The 13,267-nt window shown below is 70.4% G+C and carries 15 protein-coding genes; 5 read left to right on the plus strand and 10 right to left on the minus strand.

The window, feature by feature from the left end:
• The first annotated feature begins 44 nt into the window (after nucleotides 1-44).
• From KSK32_RS15295 to KSK32_RS15305, 3 genes are all read left to right on the plus strand, one after another.
• Nucleotides 45-485 (plus strand): hypothetical protein, encoded by a 441-nt coding sequence (locus KSK32_RS15295; protein ID WP_216931824.1) that lies wholly within the window; start codon nucleotides 45-47, stop codon nucleotides 483-485.
• Between the two features lie 58 nt (nucleotides 486-543).
• A complete protein-coding gene (locus tag KSK32_RS15300; protein ID WP_216931825.1) occupies nucleotides 544-1,098 on the plus strand; it encodes a plasmid pRiA4b ORF-3 family protein in 555 nt (184 codons plus the stop codon).
• A 144-nt stretch (nucleotides 1,099-1,242) separates the two neighbouring features.
• Nucleotides 1,243-1,404: a hypothetical protein gene (locus KSK32_RS15305; protein WP_216931826.1), complete on the plus strand. Its 162-nt coding sequence runs from the start codon at nucleotides 1,243-1,245 to the stop codon at nucleotides 1,402-1,404.
• A gap of 79 nt (nucleotides 1,405-1,483) precedes the next feature.
• On the opposite strand, the gene KSK32_RS15310 is transcribed toward KSK32_RS15305, so the two are convergent.
• The 7 genes from KSK32_RS15310 to KSK32_RS15335 all read right to left on the minus strand — a co-directional run bounded on the left by KSK32_RS15310 (nucleotide 1,484) and on the right by KSK32_RS15335 (nucleotide 7,912).
• Nucleotides 1,484-2,881: an acyltransferase gene (locus KSK32_RS15310; RefSeq protein ID WP_254188005.1), complete on the minus strand. Its 1,398-nt coding sequence runs from the start codon at nucleotides 2,879-2,881 to the stop codon at nucleotides 1,484-1,486.
• Nucleotides 2,882-2,928: 47 nt separating this feature from the next.
• Entirely contained in the window at nucleotides 2,929-4,761 is a 1,833-nt protein-coding gene (locus tag KSK32_RS15315) for a long-chain fatty acid--CoA ligase (protein WP_216931828.1), read from the minus strand.
• A gap of 311 nt (nucleotides 4,762-5,072) precedes the next feature.
• On the minus strand, nucleotides 5,073-5,816 hold the full coding sequence (locus KSK32_RS15320; RefSeq protein WP_216936111.1) for an SDR family oxidoreductase: 744 nt from the start codon (nucleotides 5,814-5,816) through the stop codon (nucleotides 5,073-5,075).
• Between the two features lie 157 nt (nucleotides 5,817-5,973).
• Nucleotides 5,974-6,099, minus strand: coding sequence for an SMR family transporter (locus tag KSK32_RS15325; protein ID WP_254187067.1), 126 nt, complete (start codon nucleotides 6,097-6,099; stop codon nucleotides 5,974-5,976).
• 145 nt (nucleotides 6,100-6,244) lie between these two features.
• A complete protein-coding gene (locus tag KSK32_RS34970; RefSeq protein ID WP_353939637.1) occupies nucleotides 6,245-6,583 on the minus strand; it encodes an ABC transporter permease subunit in 339 nt (112 codons plus the stop codon).
• Nucleotides 6,535-7,005, minus strand: coding sequence for an ABC transporter permease subunit (locus KSK32_RS33430; RefSeq protein ID WP_254187068.1), 471 nt, complete (start codon nucleotides 7,003-7,005; stop codon nucleotides 6,535-6,537). The genes KSK32_RS34970 and KSK32_RS33430 overlap by 49 nt, the downstream gene beginning before the upstream one ends.
• Nucleotides 6,998-7,912, minus strand: coding sequence for an ABC transporter ATP-binding protein (locus KSK32_RS15335; protein ID WP_216931830.1), 915 nt, complete (start codon nucleotides 7,910-7,912; stop codon nucleotides 6,998-7,000). Before KSK32_RS15335 ends, KSK32_RS33430 begins: the two co-directional genes overlap by 8 nt.
• A gap of 45 nt (nucleotides 7,913-7,957) precedes the next feature.
• Here KSK32_RS15335 and KSK32_RS15340 point away from each other — a divergent pair, with 45 nt between their 5' ends.
• Both KSK32_RS15340 and heR read left to right on the plus strand, forming a co-directional pair.
• Nucleotides 7,958-8,449 (plus strand): GbsR/MarR family transcriptional regulator, encoded by a 492-nt coding sequence (locus KSK32_RS15340; RefSeq protein ID WP_216931831.1) that lies wholly within the window; start codon nucleotides 7,958-7,960, stop codon nucleotides 8,447-8,449.
• Between the two features lie 71 nt (nucleotides 8,450-8,520).
• Nucleotides 8,521-9,288, plus strand: coding sequence for a heliorhodopsin HeR (gene heR, locus KSK32_RS15345; RefSeq protein ID WP_216931832.1), 768 nt, complete (start codon nucleotides 8,521-8,523; stop codon nucleotides 9,286-9,288).
• Between the two features lie 197 nt (nucleotides 9,289-9,485).
• On the opposite strand, the gene KSK32_RS15350 is transcribed toward heR, so the two are convergent.
• The 3 genes from KSK32_RS15350 to KSK32_RS15360 form a co-directional block, all read right to left on the minus strand.
• Nucleotides 9,486-9,938, minus strand: a complete 453-nt coding sequence (locus tag KSK32_RS15350; protein WP_216931833.1) for a MerR family transcriptional regulator — start codon at nucleotides 9,936-9,938, stop codon at nucleotides 9,486-9,488.
• Nucleotides 9,938-11,437, minus strand: coding sequence for a SulP family inorganic anion transporter (locus tag KSK32_RS15355; RefSeq protein WP_216931834.1), 1,500 nt, complete (start codon nucleotides 11,435-11,437; stop codon nucleotides 9,938-9,940). Before KSK32_RS15355 ends, KSK32_RS15350 begins: the two co-directional genes overlap by 1 nt.
• Before the next feature lie 437 nt (nucleotides 11,438-11,874).
• Nucleotides 11,875-13,137: an ATP-binding protein gene (locus tag KSK32_RS15360; protein WP_216931835.1), complete on the minus strand. Its 1,263-nt coding sequence runs from the start codon at nucleotides 13,135-13,137 to the stop codon at nucleotides 11,875-11,877.
• Between the last annotated feature and the right edge of the window lie 130 nt (nucleotides 13,138-13,267).

Consider the following 13,267-nt stretch of genomic DNA (forward strand, 5'->3'; position numbering starts at 1 on the left):
GGGAGGGGTCCGGTCGGCGGACCCGGACCGAGGCGGGACGTGCCATGGCTGCCGAATCGAACGACCGAGCTGGAGCGGACAGAACTCCCACCGGCATCTCCGTCGCTGCCGGCTTGGTGGCGGTGGTGGGCGCGACGCTGGTCGCGGCGGCCCTGTTCCCGGCAGCGGATCCGCCCGGCCGGCTGCTGGTCGTCTCGGTCGCGACGGGGATCTTCGCCGCCCGGGTCGGGGACCTGCGTGCGGTCGGCGTGGTCACCGTGCTGGCAATGGCCACCTTCGTCGGGTTCCTCAACAACCGGTTCGGTGAGCTGACCGGCTCCATCGACGCCTGGGCGTACGCGTCGCTCATCGGGTTCACCGCGGCGATGGGCGCCGGATACCGACTGATGACCAGAGCGGACGGCGGCGCCGGCGATGGTTCCGTGCCGAGCCGCAGCTACGTCGCCCCACCGGACACGGCGAACGGCGGGCCCCATGTCGCGTGACACGGCCGCGCGACCGGAGGGGGTCCGCCTCACACCGCCCGTCGAGCGGCCCGGGGCGGTGCTGTCGATCTCGGTGGAGCTGGTGACGGGGCGCGGCCGGTTCTGGTGGCCGCGCCCCGGTCGTCTCTTCGTGGCAAGTCCGTGCCACACCTTCGCCCAGCTGGCCGAGGTGATCGACGTCGCCTTCGGCCGCCGCGATCTGGAACACCTCCGGACGATCGTGTTGCCCGGGGCCTCGGAGGTCAGCTGGGTCAGCTGGCGTGACGGGCCGGCCTTTCCGGGCACCCGGGACGGCCGCACGGTCACCCTGGACATCCTCACCGTGGACGACGTCTTCGCGTACGTCTTCGACCTGGGGCAGGACTGGACGCACCTGTGCACCGTCCGATCCGTCGTCGGGCAGGGCCGGCCGTTCGATCCGGTCCTGCCCCCGCGAACCTCCTCCGGCTGGGGCGATCCGCCGGATCAGTACGGCCGTCCGCATCGCTCCGCCGCCGGCCCCTCTGTGCCGCTCGCGTCGCCCCCGGCGCCTGAGGCCCTGCCGCCGATCCTGCCGTCGTGGCAGCGGCCGACACAGTCGCTGAGGCCGCGGGCCGCCCGTCCAGCGGAATGAGCGGCGCCGCCCGGCCCGGCTCCCGCAGGCCATCCCGCGGACGGAAGCAACTGCGCGGCTCCTTGTCCGGCGGTCCCGTCCAGAAGGCTCAGGCCCATCCGGTCCGTCTCGCCATGACTGGCGCGGTCTCGAAAGGATCATCTCGTGGACAGTCCAGTGGTGGCGGTGTTGCTGGGGATCATGGCCGTCGTCGTGATCTTCCTTGCCGTCGGTCTCGGCGTCGCCGTGCTGACCGGCACGCCGCTGCGCCCGCCCGACCTCCGCCGGCCCGAGGACCGCGACGGGCGGGAGACCAGAGACCGGTGACGTGAACATCCACGAACGGCCGCCCGCATCACTCGGCCGAGGGGTGGTGAGCCCACGCTGCCGGGGGCGAGGCTCAGGGTCATCGATCCTTCCGTCGGGTGGGTGCGGGCCGCTGTCCGTGACCCTCGTCCGGCGACGGTGCGGGTACGGAGCGCAGCACGCGGAGCAGGAGCGCGCCGGCGAGGTAGGCGGCCAGGGCGATGGCCGGGAACCCGAGCGGAGCGGGTCGGGTGCGGGGCAGCAGGCTGTTGTCGAGCAGCCCGAATGCCACGGCGGCGAGCCCGGTGACCGCGAGGACCAGGCGGGGTGCCGTCCGGGCCAGCAGGTCGGCCGCGGGGATGGGCAGCCAGCGGGGGCGGTGGCGTGGTGTTCGGGCGCCGCGTATCTCGATGGCGCCGAAGACGGCGACGAGAGCGGCCAGGACGGCGGTGAGCATGGCCAGCCAGGGCAGCCGCCAGGCGAACCACGCGGCGCTGCCGGCGGCCGGGGCGGGAAGGACGCCGAGGGTGTGCAGGACGGCGGTGAGCAGGATCGCGGCGGTGATGTGCCACAGGAAGACGGTGAGGATGACGGCGTTGACGGCGATGACCGCCATCCACGGGCGGGTGCGGCGCAGCCACCGCTCGGCCCGGCGGCGGACCAGTAGCGCGACGGCGAGTTGGCAGGTGAACAGGGCGATCAGCGCGAGACTGGGCGGGGACATGTTGTGCAGCCGCTCACCCGGCACGTTGATCATGCTGATCGGGTACGGGCCGGGCACGGTGAGCAGCAGCAGAACGGTCGCGCCGCCGGCCAGCACGGCCCACTGGACCCGACGGCGGGTGGGTAGCCGGTTGTCACGCCAGAAGAAGCCGATCTGGTGGACGGCCAGCCAGCCGAACAGGAAACTGCCGTTGCCCCAGGCCTGCTCGCCGTGGAGGCGGGCGAGGTCACCGGCGGCGACCAGGACGAGCAGGACGGCGGGTACGGCGACGCCGTACCGCCGGTGCAGGACCCACATCAGGGGGGTGAGGGTGACGACGACGAGATAGACCGCCAGGAACCACAGGGGGATCGCGGCGAACCAAACCACCAGCCGGGTGCGCGACCCGTCGGTGTCGAGCAGCCGGGCGATCCCGGCGCCGGCGGCGAGGACGACGACGAGGGCGGTGGTGGGGCGCACCAGCCGGGCTGCGCGGTGCACCAGCCAGTCCCCTGCTCGCTGCCCCTTGCGGCGGGCGGAGGTGAGCGAGGCGGCGTTGGCGTAGCCCCCGACGAGGAAGAACACCGGCATGACCTGCACCAGCCAGGTGAGCGGATACGCCCAGCGCAGGTCCGGCAGCGCCGACCGGCCGGTCAGCTGTCCGTCCTGGTACCCGACGACGGTGACCAGCCAGTGCCCGAGCACCACGGCGGTGATCGCGATCGCGCGCAGCAGGTCGACGAAGCGTTCGCGCTGCGGCGGCGTCCGATCGGCCAGCCGCCGCACTCCGGCCAGGGGTTTCAACTGTGGTGCCGGCGATCCATCAGGTTCCTCCGCCGCGGTCAGTGACCGCGGTAGAGGGCGTCGATGTCGGTGGCGTAGTGGTCAGCCACCACGTCGCGTCTGACCTTGAGGGTGGGGGTGAGCTCGCCGTCGGCCTCGGTGAGGTCGCGGGGCAGGATGCGGAAGGTCTTGATCTGTTCGGCCCTGGACACGGTTCGGTTGGCGCGGTCCATCGCCTGCTGGATCTCGGCGCGCAGTCGCGGGTCGTCGCGCAGGTCGGCCAGGGACGCGTCCGACCGCCCCGCCCTGGCGCGCCACCGCTGCCAGGCCTGTGGGTCGATGGTGACCAGCGCGGCCACGTAGGGGCGCCCGTCGCCGACGAGCATGCACTGGCTGACCAGCGGGTGCGCGCGCACGGCGTCCTCGATCGCGGCGGGGGCGAGGTTCTTCCCGGCCGCCGTCACGATGATCTCCTTCTTCCGGCCGGTGATCCGGACGAAGCCGTCGGGGTCCAGGCTGCCGAGGTCGCCGGTGCGCAGCCAGCCGCCGTCGGTGAAGGTGGCGCGGGTGGCGTCGGCGTTGTTCCAGTAGCCGGGGAACACCACCTCACCGTGCGCCTGGATCTCCCCGTCGTCCGCGACGCGGATCTGTACGCCGGGCAGGGGCCGCCCGACGGTGCCGATGCGTTGCGCGTCGGGCAGGTTCACCGTCAGCGCCGGGGAGGTCTCGGTCAGGCCGTAGCCTTCCAGAACCGTGATGCCTGCGCCGCGGAAGAAGTGCCCGAGACGAGCGCCGAGCGGCGCGCCGCCGACGATGGCCATCCGGCACCGCCCGCCGAGGGCGGCACGCAGCTTGCGGTACGCCAGCAGGTCGAACAGGGCATGGGCAGGCCGCAGCAGGATGCCTGGGCCGCCGGTGCGGTCGAGGGCGCGGCTGTAGCGCACGGCCACCTGCTCGGCCGCTGTGAAAAGCCACAGCCGGTGGGCGTCCTCGGCCTTCTGCCGGGCCCGGTGGTACATCTTCTCGAACACCCGCGGCACCGCGAGGATGAACGTCGGCCGGTGCCGGCGCAGTTGTTCGAGCACTCCGGCGATGTCGGCGCTGTGCACCAGCGTGGCCCGGGTCTGCACCATCCCCACCTGGATCAGCCGGGCGAAGGCGTGGGCCAATGGCAGGAACAGCACCGTGGACGCCCCCGCGTGCAGCAGTTGGGGCAGCACCGACACGGCGGTGGTCACGTCGCAGAAGATGTTGCGGTGGGTCAGCACGCAGCCCTTCGGCCGGCCGGTCGTGCCGCTGGTGTACACGATCGTGGCCACGTCTGCCCCGCTCACCCGCCCACGCCGGGCCTCGACGTCGGCGTCGGGGACCGTCCGCCCCTGTGCCGCCACGTCGATCAGTCCACCGGCGTCGATCTGCCAGGTCCGGCGCAGAGCCGGTGCCTGCTCGCGCAGGTTGGTGACGGTGGCGGCGTGCCCGGCGGTCTCCACCACGCAGCCGACCGCACCGGAGTCGGTGAGGATCCACTCGATCTGGTCCGTGCTGGCAGTGTCGTAGATCGGCACCGTCACCGCCCCGATCGCCCACAGCGCGTAGTCGACAAGCGTCCACTCGTAGCGGGTCCGGCTGATCAGCGCGACCCGGTCGCCGTGCTGCACCCCGGCGGCGATGAAGCCGCGGGCGAGCGCGTGCACGTCGTCGCGGAAGGCGACGCAGCTCACCAGGGCCGTTCCAGCTTGGCGTCCCCGGCGGACCGGCCAGGACCGCGGATCCGGATCCGGGCGTACGAACTGCACCGCCTCGGGATCCTGCCGCGCGTTGTCCCACACCACCTCGGCCAGTCCTGGCACCCGCTCACCGGCGAGCACCGGCTCCACCGCAACGTCCTGCATGCGGCACCCCCGTCCTGCCACGAGCCGGCAAGGCGCTTCGGCCCATGCGGCCATCATGTCGTGATCAGGTGCGGCGGCGAGGCCGTATCGACCAGACGGGTCACCGCCGACGTCCCCGATGACGAACCGTCAGGTCGGACGGGTGACCTGCTCGACTTTCACCGCCCGCAGTCCCAGCCCGTGGCTAGTCTCGGGCGGGTTCCACCTCCCACCGAACGTCGCCTCCGTCGGCGGCGATCACGGAATCGTGCCGGCCCGCCCTCGGCGATACCTACCCGGTCCCAGATGTTCAGGGCTGGGAAGGGGTGAGACTATCGCTGCCCGCCGAGCCACTCGTCGAAGGTGGTCGGCGCGATGCGGGCACTTGCTTCAGGCAGCAGGACATCACCGGCCATCTCCGTGCCGAACAACGATGACCAGGTCGGAACGAGCTTGACCGCGCGGCCGCGCCTGTCATTGGTCCGCCGAGCCATGTCGACCAGGTCCTCCGGCTCGGGACCGGCGACGTCGCGATACCGCCCCTGCGGTGCGCCCGGGGCGATCTCGGCCAGGACGTCGGCGACGTCAGCGGGTGCGATCGGCTGGATGAGCAGTGGCGCGACGGCGGCGGTGCCGTCCTGCTCGGTCCAGCTCGTCACCATCGCGGCGAAGTCATGGAACTGGGTCACCCGGACGATCGTCCACGGCACCGGGCCCTCGGCCACGAGGCGCTCCTGCTCGCGCTTGCCGGCGTAGTGTGCGTTGCCGCCGACGCGGTCGACGCCGACGATCGAGAGCAGCACGTGGTGGCGTACGCCCGCCCGCTGCTCGGCGGCGAGGAGGTTGCGGGTGGTAGCGCCGAAGTACGCCACTGCTTCGTCGCGTCCGATGGCCGTGCAGTTCGTGGTGTCGACGACGGCGTCGGCCTGGGTGAGGGCGGCGTCGAGGCCGTCGCCGTTGGTCAGGTCCAGGCCGAGTGAGCGGCTGATGCGTACGACCTCGTGCCCGGCGTTCTGCAGGGCGGCGACGGTGAGCGCTCCGATGTTGCCAGTCGCCCCCGCCACGGCAATTCGCACACGTTGCATTGTGATCTCCTGAGATGTTGTCTCCGCGATGGCCGACGAGCAGATCCTGTTCAGCCTGCTGTTTCCCCGCGCACCGCCGACGATCTGAGGTGGCTGCTTGGCGGGTCGGCTCAGGTGGTGGTCCGGGCCAGCACGATCCCGCCGACGATCAGGCACAGTGCCCGATCCTGCCCGCCGAGACCGGCTCGTCGTGGACGACGACGCCCAGGGTGATCGCTCCGACGGCGCCGATGCCGGTGAAAACGGCGTATGCGGTGCCGACCGGAAGCGTCATCCTTCCTCGTCGTTGAGCAGTTCGCGGCGCCATGCGGCGAATCGGATTCGGAGATCGTCCAGCGCTTCCCTGACTCCTGGTTGGCGACGCTGGGCGTCGACCAGGGCGCCGCCGCCAGGCGGGCGAGGGCACAGGCCGTTCGAGCTCAGCTGGTCAGGTCGCGGCGGTTGAATGCTGCAACTGCGATGGTCAGCAGGACCGCGGTGGTGGCGGTCAGGATGGTCAGGTCGACCCATTGGAAGCCGTTACGCAGGGGTTCTCCGCCGATGTAGTAGTGGAAGGGAGAGGCGTAGCGGAGAATGTCGGCGCCGATCTGGCCGGCGAGGGTGCTGGCGGCGTAGGTGAGGACGGCGATGCCCGCGGTGGCGGCCAGGGCGGTGGGCCGGCTCCCGGTGGCCGCGCCGATGGTGATGGCGACTGTCCCGAAGACGATGATCAGCAGGGCCAGGGCGAGACACTGGGCGGTGAACTGGCCGACGGTGATGTTGTCGAGTTGTGCAGGACCACCACCGCGATGAGGACGGCACCGGCGCTGAGGGCGGCGAAACGGTGCAGCAGCAGCCGGGTGCGGCTGACCGGGTGGGCGAGGAGCAGGTCGAGGTAGCCGGCTTCCTCGTCGCCGGCGATGGCGCGGGTGCCGGTGGCGATGCCGAAGATGACGGCGATCAGGGGGACGATGATGCCGAACACGCTGGAGCCGAGATAGCCGGCGGCGGATGCGAGGTCCTCCATCCGCAGGGCCTGCCGCAGCGCGGGGGAGAAGCCTTTGACGGTCTGCCCCATCGCGCCGCCGGAGACCTGGGGGTAGAAGCCGGCATACATCGCCCCGAGCAGGGCGGTGCCGGCGGTGAAACCGGCCAGGCCGCGGCGGCCGTCCCACAGGGTCTTGGTCAGCAGGTCAGGCATGCGTGGTCTCCTTGCTCGCGAAGTCGGCCTGGTAGTAGGTGAGGAACAGTTGTTCCAGGTCGGGTTCGGTCGCGCGGAGGCTCGCGACCCGCGACTGGGCGAGTACGCGGATGAGCCGGTCGGGGCTTCCGGCGAGGCGGAACCTCGCGGTCGGGCCGTCGATGGTCAGGCCGGTCACTTCTGGCAGGGAGGCGAGTGCGGTTTCGTCGACCGGGTCGGCGAACGTGACCTGGAATTCGTGCACGCTGCGGGCACGGAGTCGAGCCACCGTGTCGAGTGCGACGAGGCGGCCGTCGCGGATGATGCCGACCCGGTCGGCGACCGCCTCGACCTCGCTCATGATGTGCGAGGACATGAACACGGTCTGCCCGTCGGCTCTGGCTTCGCGGACCAGGTCGAGGAAGGTCTGCTGCACCAGGGGATCCAGCCCGGACGTCGGCTCGTCGAGGATCAGCAGTTCGGGACGGTGCATGAACGCCTGTACCAGGCCGATCTTCTGCCGGTTGCCCTTGGACAGGGTCTTGATCCGTGCGGTCAGATCCAACTCCAACCGCCCGGCCAGCTCGCCGATGCGGGCCTTCGGTACGCCTCCGCGCAGTTCGGCCAGGAACGTCAGGCACTCACCGACGCGCTGCCGGGGGTTGACCACGAACTCGCCGGCGAGGTACCCGATGCGCCGGTGCAGCGCCACCGCGTCGCGGCGGGGGTCGTGCCCGAACACCAGCGCGCGTCCGCTGGTCGGTCGGATCAGGTCCAGCAGCACGCGGATGGTGGTCGACTTACCGGCTCCGTTCGGACCCAGGTAGCCGAACACCTCGCCCTCGGCGACGGACAGGTTCAGGTCTCGCAGACCCCGGCGGGGGCCGTAGGTCTTGGTCAGTTTCTCCAGCTGGATCACTTCAGGCATGTCTTGCAGAGTATCAAACTTTCAAAGATCTCTGAAGATTGCAAGATGTTAGGCTTCCGGACGATGGAGCTCGGGAGGGCGCAGATGGCTTTGAGCGGCCCGGCGGAGAAGCTGGCACTGACCCTCGCCGAGGGCGGACTGCAACGGATGACGGCGCGTGTACTGGCGGCGTTGCTGTTCACCGATCAGGAGACGATGACCGCCGGCGAGATCGCGGACACCCTGGCCATCAGTTCCGGCAGCGTGTCCACCGCCATCAAGTCCCTCGCGACCGTTGGGCTGATCGAACGGGTACCCGCCCCGGGCAGCCGCCGCGAGCACTTCCGGCTCCGCGAGGGGGCCTGGGCCACCCTCATGTCAGGCCAGAACGCGATGATCGGAAGCATGCGGGAAGCCGCCGAAGAAGGCATCACGGTGGCCGGTGAGGGCAGCCTCGCCGGAGCCCGCCTCGCCGAGATGCGCGACTTCTACGACTACCTCTGGCGCGAACTACCGGCGCTCATCGACAGGTGGCGGGACAACAAGGGCGATCAGTAAGCCTCCACTGCGCGCCGGTGATGTGCTCAAAACCCGGCGGGCGGCTTCATCGGCTACCTATGGTGACGCGCATGGGGCACCACGCGGCGGCGGGCCGTGACCGTTACCGGCGGTTGCGCGGGTTCAACGTGCTCGTCGGAGTGTTGCTGGCTGCCGAGGGCATCTGGATGTGGGCGGCCAGCAGCGACCTGTCCCTGCCGATCACCGCGTCGTACCTGACGGCGGATCCGGTGACGTTGCGGGACGCCACGCTCCCGGAGGTGGCCTTCCGGATCGCCGTCGGACCGGCGGTGGCGGTGTTCCTGCTCCTGGCCGCGCTCGACCACTTCGTCACCGCCGCACCTGGAGTGCACCGCTGGTACGAGCGCAACCTCGACCGGCGCGCCAACTACGCCCGCTGGATCGAGTACTCGGTCAGCGCGTCGATCATGATCGTGCTGATCGGTCTGTTCGTCGGGATCCGTGACCTCGCGGCGGTGATCGGGATCTTCGCCGCGAACACCGCGATGATCCTGTTCGGACTGCTGATGGAGCGGCAGCAGACGCCGGGCCGCACCGACTGGAGCGCCTTCTGGTTCGGCTCGCTGGTCGGCCTGGCTCCCTGGCTCGCGATCGGCGTCTACGTCGCCCAGCCGCCGGAGATCCCCGGCTTCGTGTGGGCGATCATCATCGTGCAGTTCCTGCTCTTCGCGAGCTTCGCGGTCAACATGGCCCTGCAGTACGCCCAGCGCGGCCGGTGGCGTGACTACCGCTACGGCGAGGTCTCGTACATCGTGCTCAGCCTCGCGGCCAAGTCCGCGCTGGCCTGGCTGATCTACGCCAACGTGCTGCGCACCTGACCGGCCGATCCAGGTCGAGGCCTCTCGCTGCTCAGCCGGCTGGCCGGGCCCTACGCCATGATTCGCCGCCGGGGCGCTGGTCGCCGGGCGCCGTGAGACGCACCTCGATTGCGGGCAAGCCCGGTCGCTGATCCCCAGGTCAGGCGATCCAGGGCGCCGTCCGCGTGCAGCTCAGGGATAGTCGGCAGCGGCGGTGCTCAGCCCGCCGGGCTGCCGTGGTGGTCGAGTTCGTCGCGGAGGGTCTCGGCGAAGCCTTCAGCCATGGCGAGTTGGTCGCGGAGCGCGGTCACGCGGGTGGTGGCGGCGGTGTGGAACATGCCGAGCCGGTCGAGCAGTTCGGCGCGGTCGTCGCCGGTGGCGGTGTCGAGAGCGTCGAGGACGGTGAGCAGGTCACGCATCTCGTCGAGGCTGAACCCGAGGGGTTTCATCCGTCTGACCACGGCGAGGCGGTCGAGGTCGGGTTCGGTGTAGAGGCGGAAGCCGCCCTCGCTGCGGGCGGAGGGCACGATCAGGCCCGCGTCCTCGTAGTGGCGGATCGTCCGGATGCTCAGCCCGACCCGCTCGGCTGCCTCGCCGATCTGCATGAGACGACCGGTGGCCGGGCCGGAGGCGTGTCGCTCCGGCCCGGCGCCCCGGCTGGTGGCGGTCATCAGTGACCGACGCCGAGCTGCCCGGCGAGGCTGTCGTGGATGCGGGCGCTGGGCTGGTTCAGCTCGATGATCTCCACGGCCTTGCCCCGCGCGGCGTACTTGGTGGTGATCGCGTCGAGGGCGGCGACGGAGGAGGCATCCCAGACGTGGGCGTGGGTCATGTCGATGACCACGGTGTCGGGGTCGTTCGCGTAGTCGAACTGGCCGACGAGGTCGTTGCTGGAGGCGAAGAACAGCTCTCCGTGCACGGAGTAGATCCGGGTGGTGCCGTCGGGGTCGAGCACGCTGGTGACCTCGACGAGGTGGGCGACCCGGCGGGCGAAGATCACCATGGCGGCGAGGACACCGGCGACGACGCCGATGGCCAGGTTGTGGGTGGCCAGGGTGGTGCCGACGGTGGCCAGCATGACGATCGTCTCGCCGTACGGCATCCGCTTGAGCGTGGCCGGGGTGACCGAGTGCCAGTCGAACGTCGACACCGCCACGATGATCATCACGGCGACGAGGGCGGCCATCGGGATGACGGCGACCACGTCACCGAGCGCAACCACCAGGACCAGCAGGAACACGCCGGCCAAGAACGTCGACAGCCGGGTGCGGGCGCCGGAGGCTTTCACGTTGATCATCGTCTGGCCGATCATCGCGCATCCGCCCATGCCGCCGAAGAACCCGGTCACGATGTTGGCCACACCCTGGCCCCAGGACTCGCGGGTCTTGTTGGAGTGCGTGTCGGTGATGTCGTCGACGAGCTTGGCGGTCATCAGCGACTCCATCAGTCCGACCAACGCGATCCCCACGGCGTAGGGGGCGACCAGGGTGAGGGTGTCCATGGTCCAGGGGATCTGCGGCAGGCCGAGGGTGGGCAGGCTGTCCGGCAGCGCCCCTTCGTCACCGACGGTCGGCACCGCCACGCCGGCGACGACGGTGACCACGGTCAGCACCACGATGGCGACCAGCGGCGCCGGGACGGTGCGGGTGAGCCGGGGCAGCCCGACCATGATCGCCAGAGCGACGGCGACGAGGGGGTAGACCAGCCAGGGCACGCCGAGCAGGTGCGGAATCTGAGCGGCGAAGATCAGGATCGCCAGGGCGTTGACGAAGCCGACCATGACGCTGCGCGGGATGAACCGCATCAGCTTCGCCACCCCGAGCGCCGCCAGCAGGATCTGGACCGCGCCGCCGAGGATCACCGCCGCGATCAGGTAGTCCAGCCCGTGCTCCCGCGCCAGCGGCGCGACCACCAGGGCGATCGCGCCGGTCGCGGCGGAGATCATCGCCGGTCGGCCACCGCAGATCGCGATCGTGACCGCCATGGTGAACGAGGCGAACAACCCCACCCGCGGGTCGACCCCGGCCAGGATCGAGAAGGAGATCGCCTCCGGGATCAGCGCCAGGGCGACGACCAGGCCGGCGAGGACCTCGGTGCGGAACACCTTCGGCGACAGCCACGACGGACGGGACAGACGCGGCCGGACGACCGCGGACAGCACAGAAGACATAGAGCCATTTCCACTCGGGCGTCTCGTGGACGCGCACGGATCCGGCCCCAGAGCAAGGGGCGCGGCTCCTCACAGTTCAGCAACAGCCAGCCGGCGGGTCATCGCCCGGACGCATCGGTCGCCCCAGGTGCCACCCGGGCCACGCCTCGATCATCGGTACCGAACCTACTCTTCCGTCGGGGGAGAGTTTGCCCAGCGTGGTGATCGTCACCATGTCCTACGCGCGTGACGGTGTGCCCGAGACCGCGCTCGCGGGTTCTTGCACATGGAGTCCGAGGTGCCTGCCGGCGAAGGCCGACAACCCGCGGCTCTTCACTTCTTGACTTCGTGTGCTGCTCGCTGCGCGGTCCTGCGGCGAATCGCTGGCCGAAGATCAGCAGGCCGCGTCCTCTGGTCCTCGGGGCCCTGACCGGCTGAGGAGTTACCAGCGGACGAGGTCAATCTCCAGCCGCGGCGGAAGCCTGCCACAGTGCGCTGACCGGCAGGGCGCGTAGTTTGTCGCCGAACGGCAGCGTGGAGGTGCCGGTGTAGAGGACGATGCCGGCGATGAAGTCGTCGCCCAGGCGGTCGGCGAGTCGGCGTAGCCCGCGGAAGTCGTCGGGTCCGACGGTGGTGGCTGCTTTCACCTCGATCCCCACGACCTGGCCCGCTCTGTTCTCAAGCACCGCGTCGACTTCGTACCTGCTCTGGTCCCGGTAGTGGGACAGATCGACGGGCTGCTCGGACCAGGTGAGCTGACGGGAGAGTTCGGACAGGACGAACGATTCGAGCAGCGGGCCGAATGGTGCGCCCGGCCGGAGCAGCGCCCGGGCGTCGGTCGCGGTCTCGTTGGCGGCGATGCCCGAGTCGACGAAGATCAGTTTCGGTGCGGCGGTGGCGCGGGTGCCGAGGTTGCGGGACCAGCCGGGGATCCGTTTGATCAGGAAGATCTCTTCCAGGGCCTGGAGGTAGCGGGCGATCGTCGGCCGGCTCAGTCCGAGTGCGGATTCGAGGGAGTTGGCGGCGATGACGGTCGCGGATCGGGCCGCGAGCAGGCGTACCAGCTTGCGTAGCTCGCCCTTGTGCTGGATGTCGGACAGTTGCCGGACATCGCGGTCGATGAGCGCCTGGACGTAGGCGTCAAGGAACCGTTGGCGGCGGCGCGGGTCGGTGCGGGTCGTGGCCTCGGGTAGGCCGCCGCGCATGATCCGAGCCGCGTAGTCGGCGCGGGTCACCTCCGACTCGTGGCGCAGGTCCGGGCCGAGCGCGAAGACGGCGTCGACGAATCCGTCCGGCTGCCCGTCGAGTTCGCCTTGGGAGAACGGCCAGAGTTCGACGGTTTCCATCCGACCGGGCAACGCGTCCGGGGCGGCGACCATGCCGAACAGCCGAGATGATCCGGTGAGCAGATACCGGCCGGGACGGGGATCCTCGTCGACGGCTGCTTTGATGGCCAGCAGCAACTCCGGAGCGCGTTGGATCTCGTCGATGACCAGGAGCTCGGGCGAGTCCACGAAGCCGACCGGGTCGGCGGTCGCCGCCGCCCGGTCCTGCGCCCGGTCGAGATCACGGCGCTCGGCGAGACGATCACCGGCGACGATGCGAACCAGGGTGCTCTTGCCCGCTTGGCGTGCCCCGCTGATCAGCACGACGCGGGTGTCGGCCAGGGCGGCGTCGACCTGCGCGGCGGCCCGACGTGGAATCAGGTGCGGTGTCGGCACGACCCGATGATAGCGGGCTCGGTTTCGATCTGCGAGGGTAACCACGTTCGATCTGCGGCGTGCCTGTGTTCGATACGCGGCCCTTCGGTGTTCGACTTGCGGGGACTCTGAGGCGATCGAGTAACGGGTC

Source organism: Micromonospora sp. WMMB482, from assembly GCF_019038635.1.
In the GTDB taxonomy this organism is placed as follows: domain Bacteria; phylum Actinomycetota; class Actinomycetes; order Mycobacteriales; family Micromonosporaceae; genus Micromonospora; species Micromonospora marina.

What these genes read in the sequence shown, in the direction of transcription:
- KSK32_RS15340 (WP_216931831.1), top strand. Translation starts at nt 7,958, where the DNA reads ATGTTAGGCTTCCGGACGATGGAGCTCGGGAGGGCGCAGATGGCTTTG.
- KSK32_RS15315 (WP_216931828.1), bottom strand. Translation starts at nt 4,761, where the DNA reads ATGCAGGACGTTGCGGTGGAGCCGGTGCTCGCCGGTGAGCGGGTGCCA.
- KSK32_RS33430 (WP_254187068.1), bottom strand. Translation starts at nt 7,005, where the DNA reads ATGCCTGACCTGCTGACCAAGACCCTGTGGGACGGCCGCCGCGGCCTG.
- heR (WP_216931832.1), top strand. Translation starts at nt 8,521, where the DNA reads ATGGGGCACCACGCGGCGGCGGGCCGTGACCGTTACCGGCGGTTGCGC.
- KSK32_RS15355 (WP_216931834.1), bottom strand. Translation starts at nt 11,437, where the DNA reads ATGTCTTCTGTGCTGTCCGCGGTCGTCCGGCCGCGTCTGTCCCGTCCG.
- KSK32_RS15325 (WP_254187067.1), bottom strand. Translation starts at nt 6,099, where the DNA reads ATGACGCTTCCGGTCGGCACCGCATACGCCGTTTTCACCGGCATCGGC.
- KSK32_RS15350 (WP_216931833.1), bottom strand. Translation starts at nt 9,938, where the DNA reads ATGACCGCCACCAGCCGGGGCGCCGGGCCGGAGCGACACGCCTCCGGC.
- KSK32_RS15295 (WP_216931824.1), top strand. Translation starts at nt 45, where the DNA reads ATGGCTGCCGAATCGAACGACCGAGCTGGAGCGGACAGAACTCCCACC.
- KSK32_RS15335 (WP_216931830.1), bottom strand. Translation starts at nt 7,912, where the DNA reads ATGCCTGAAGTGATCCAGCTGGAGAAACTGACCAAGACCTACGGCCCC.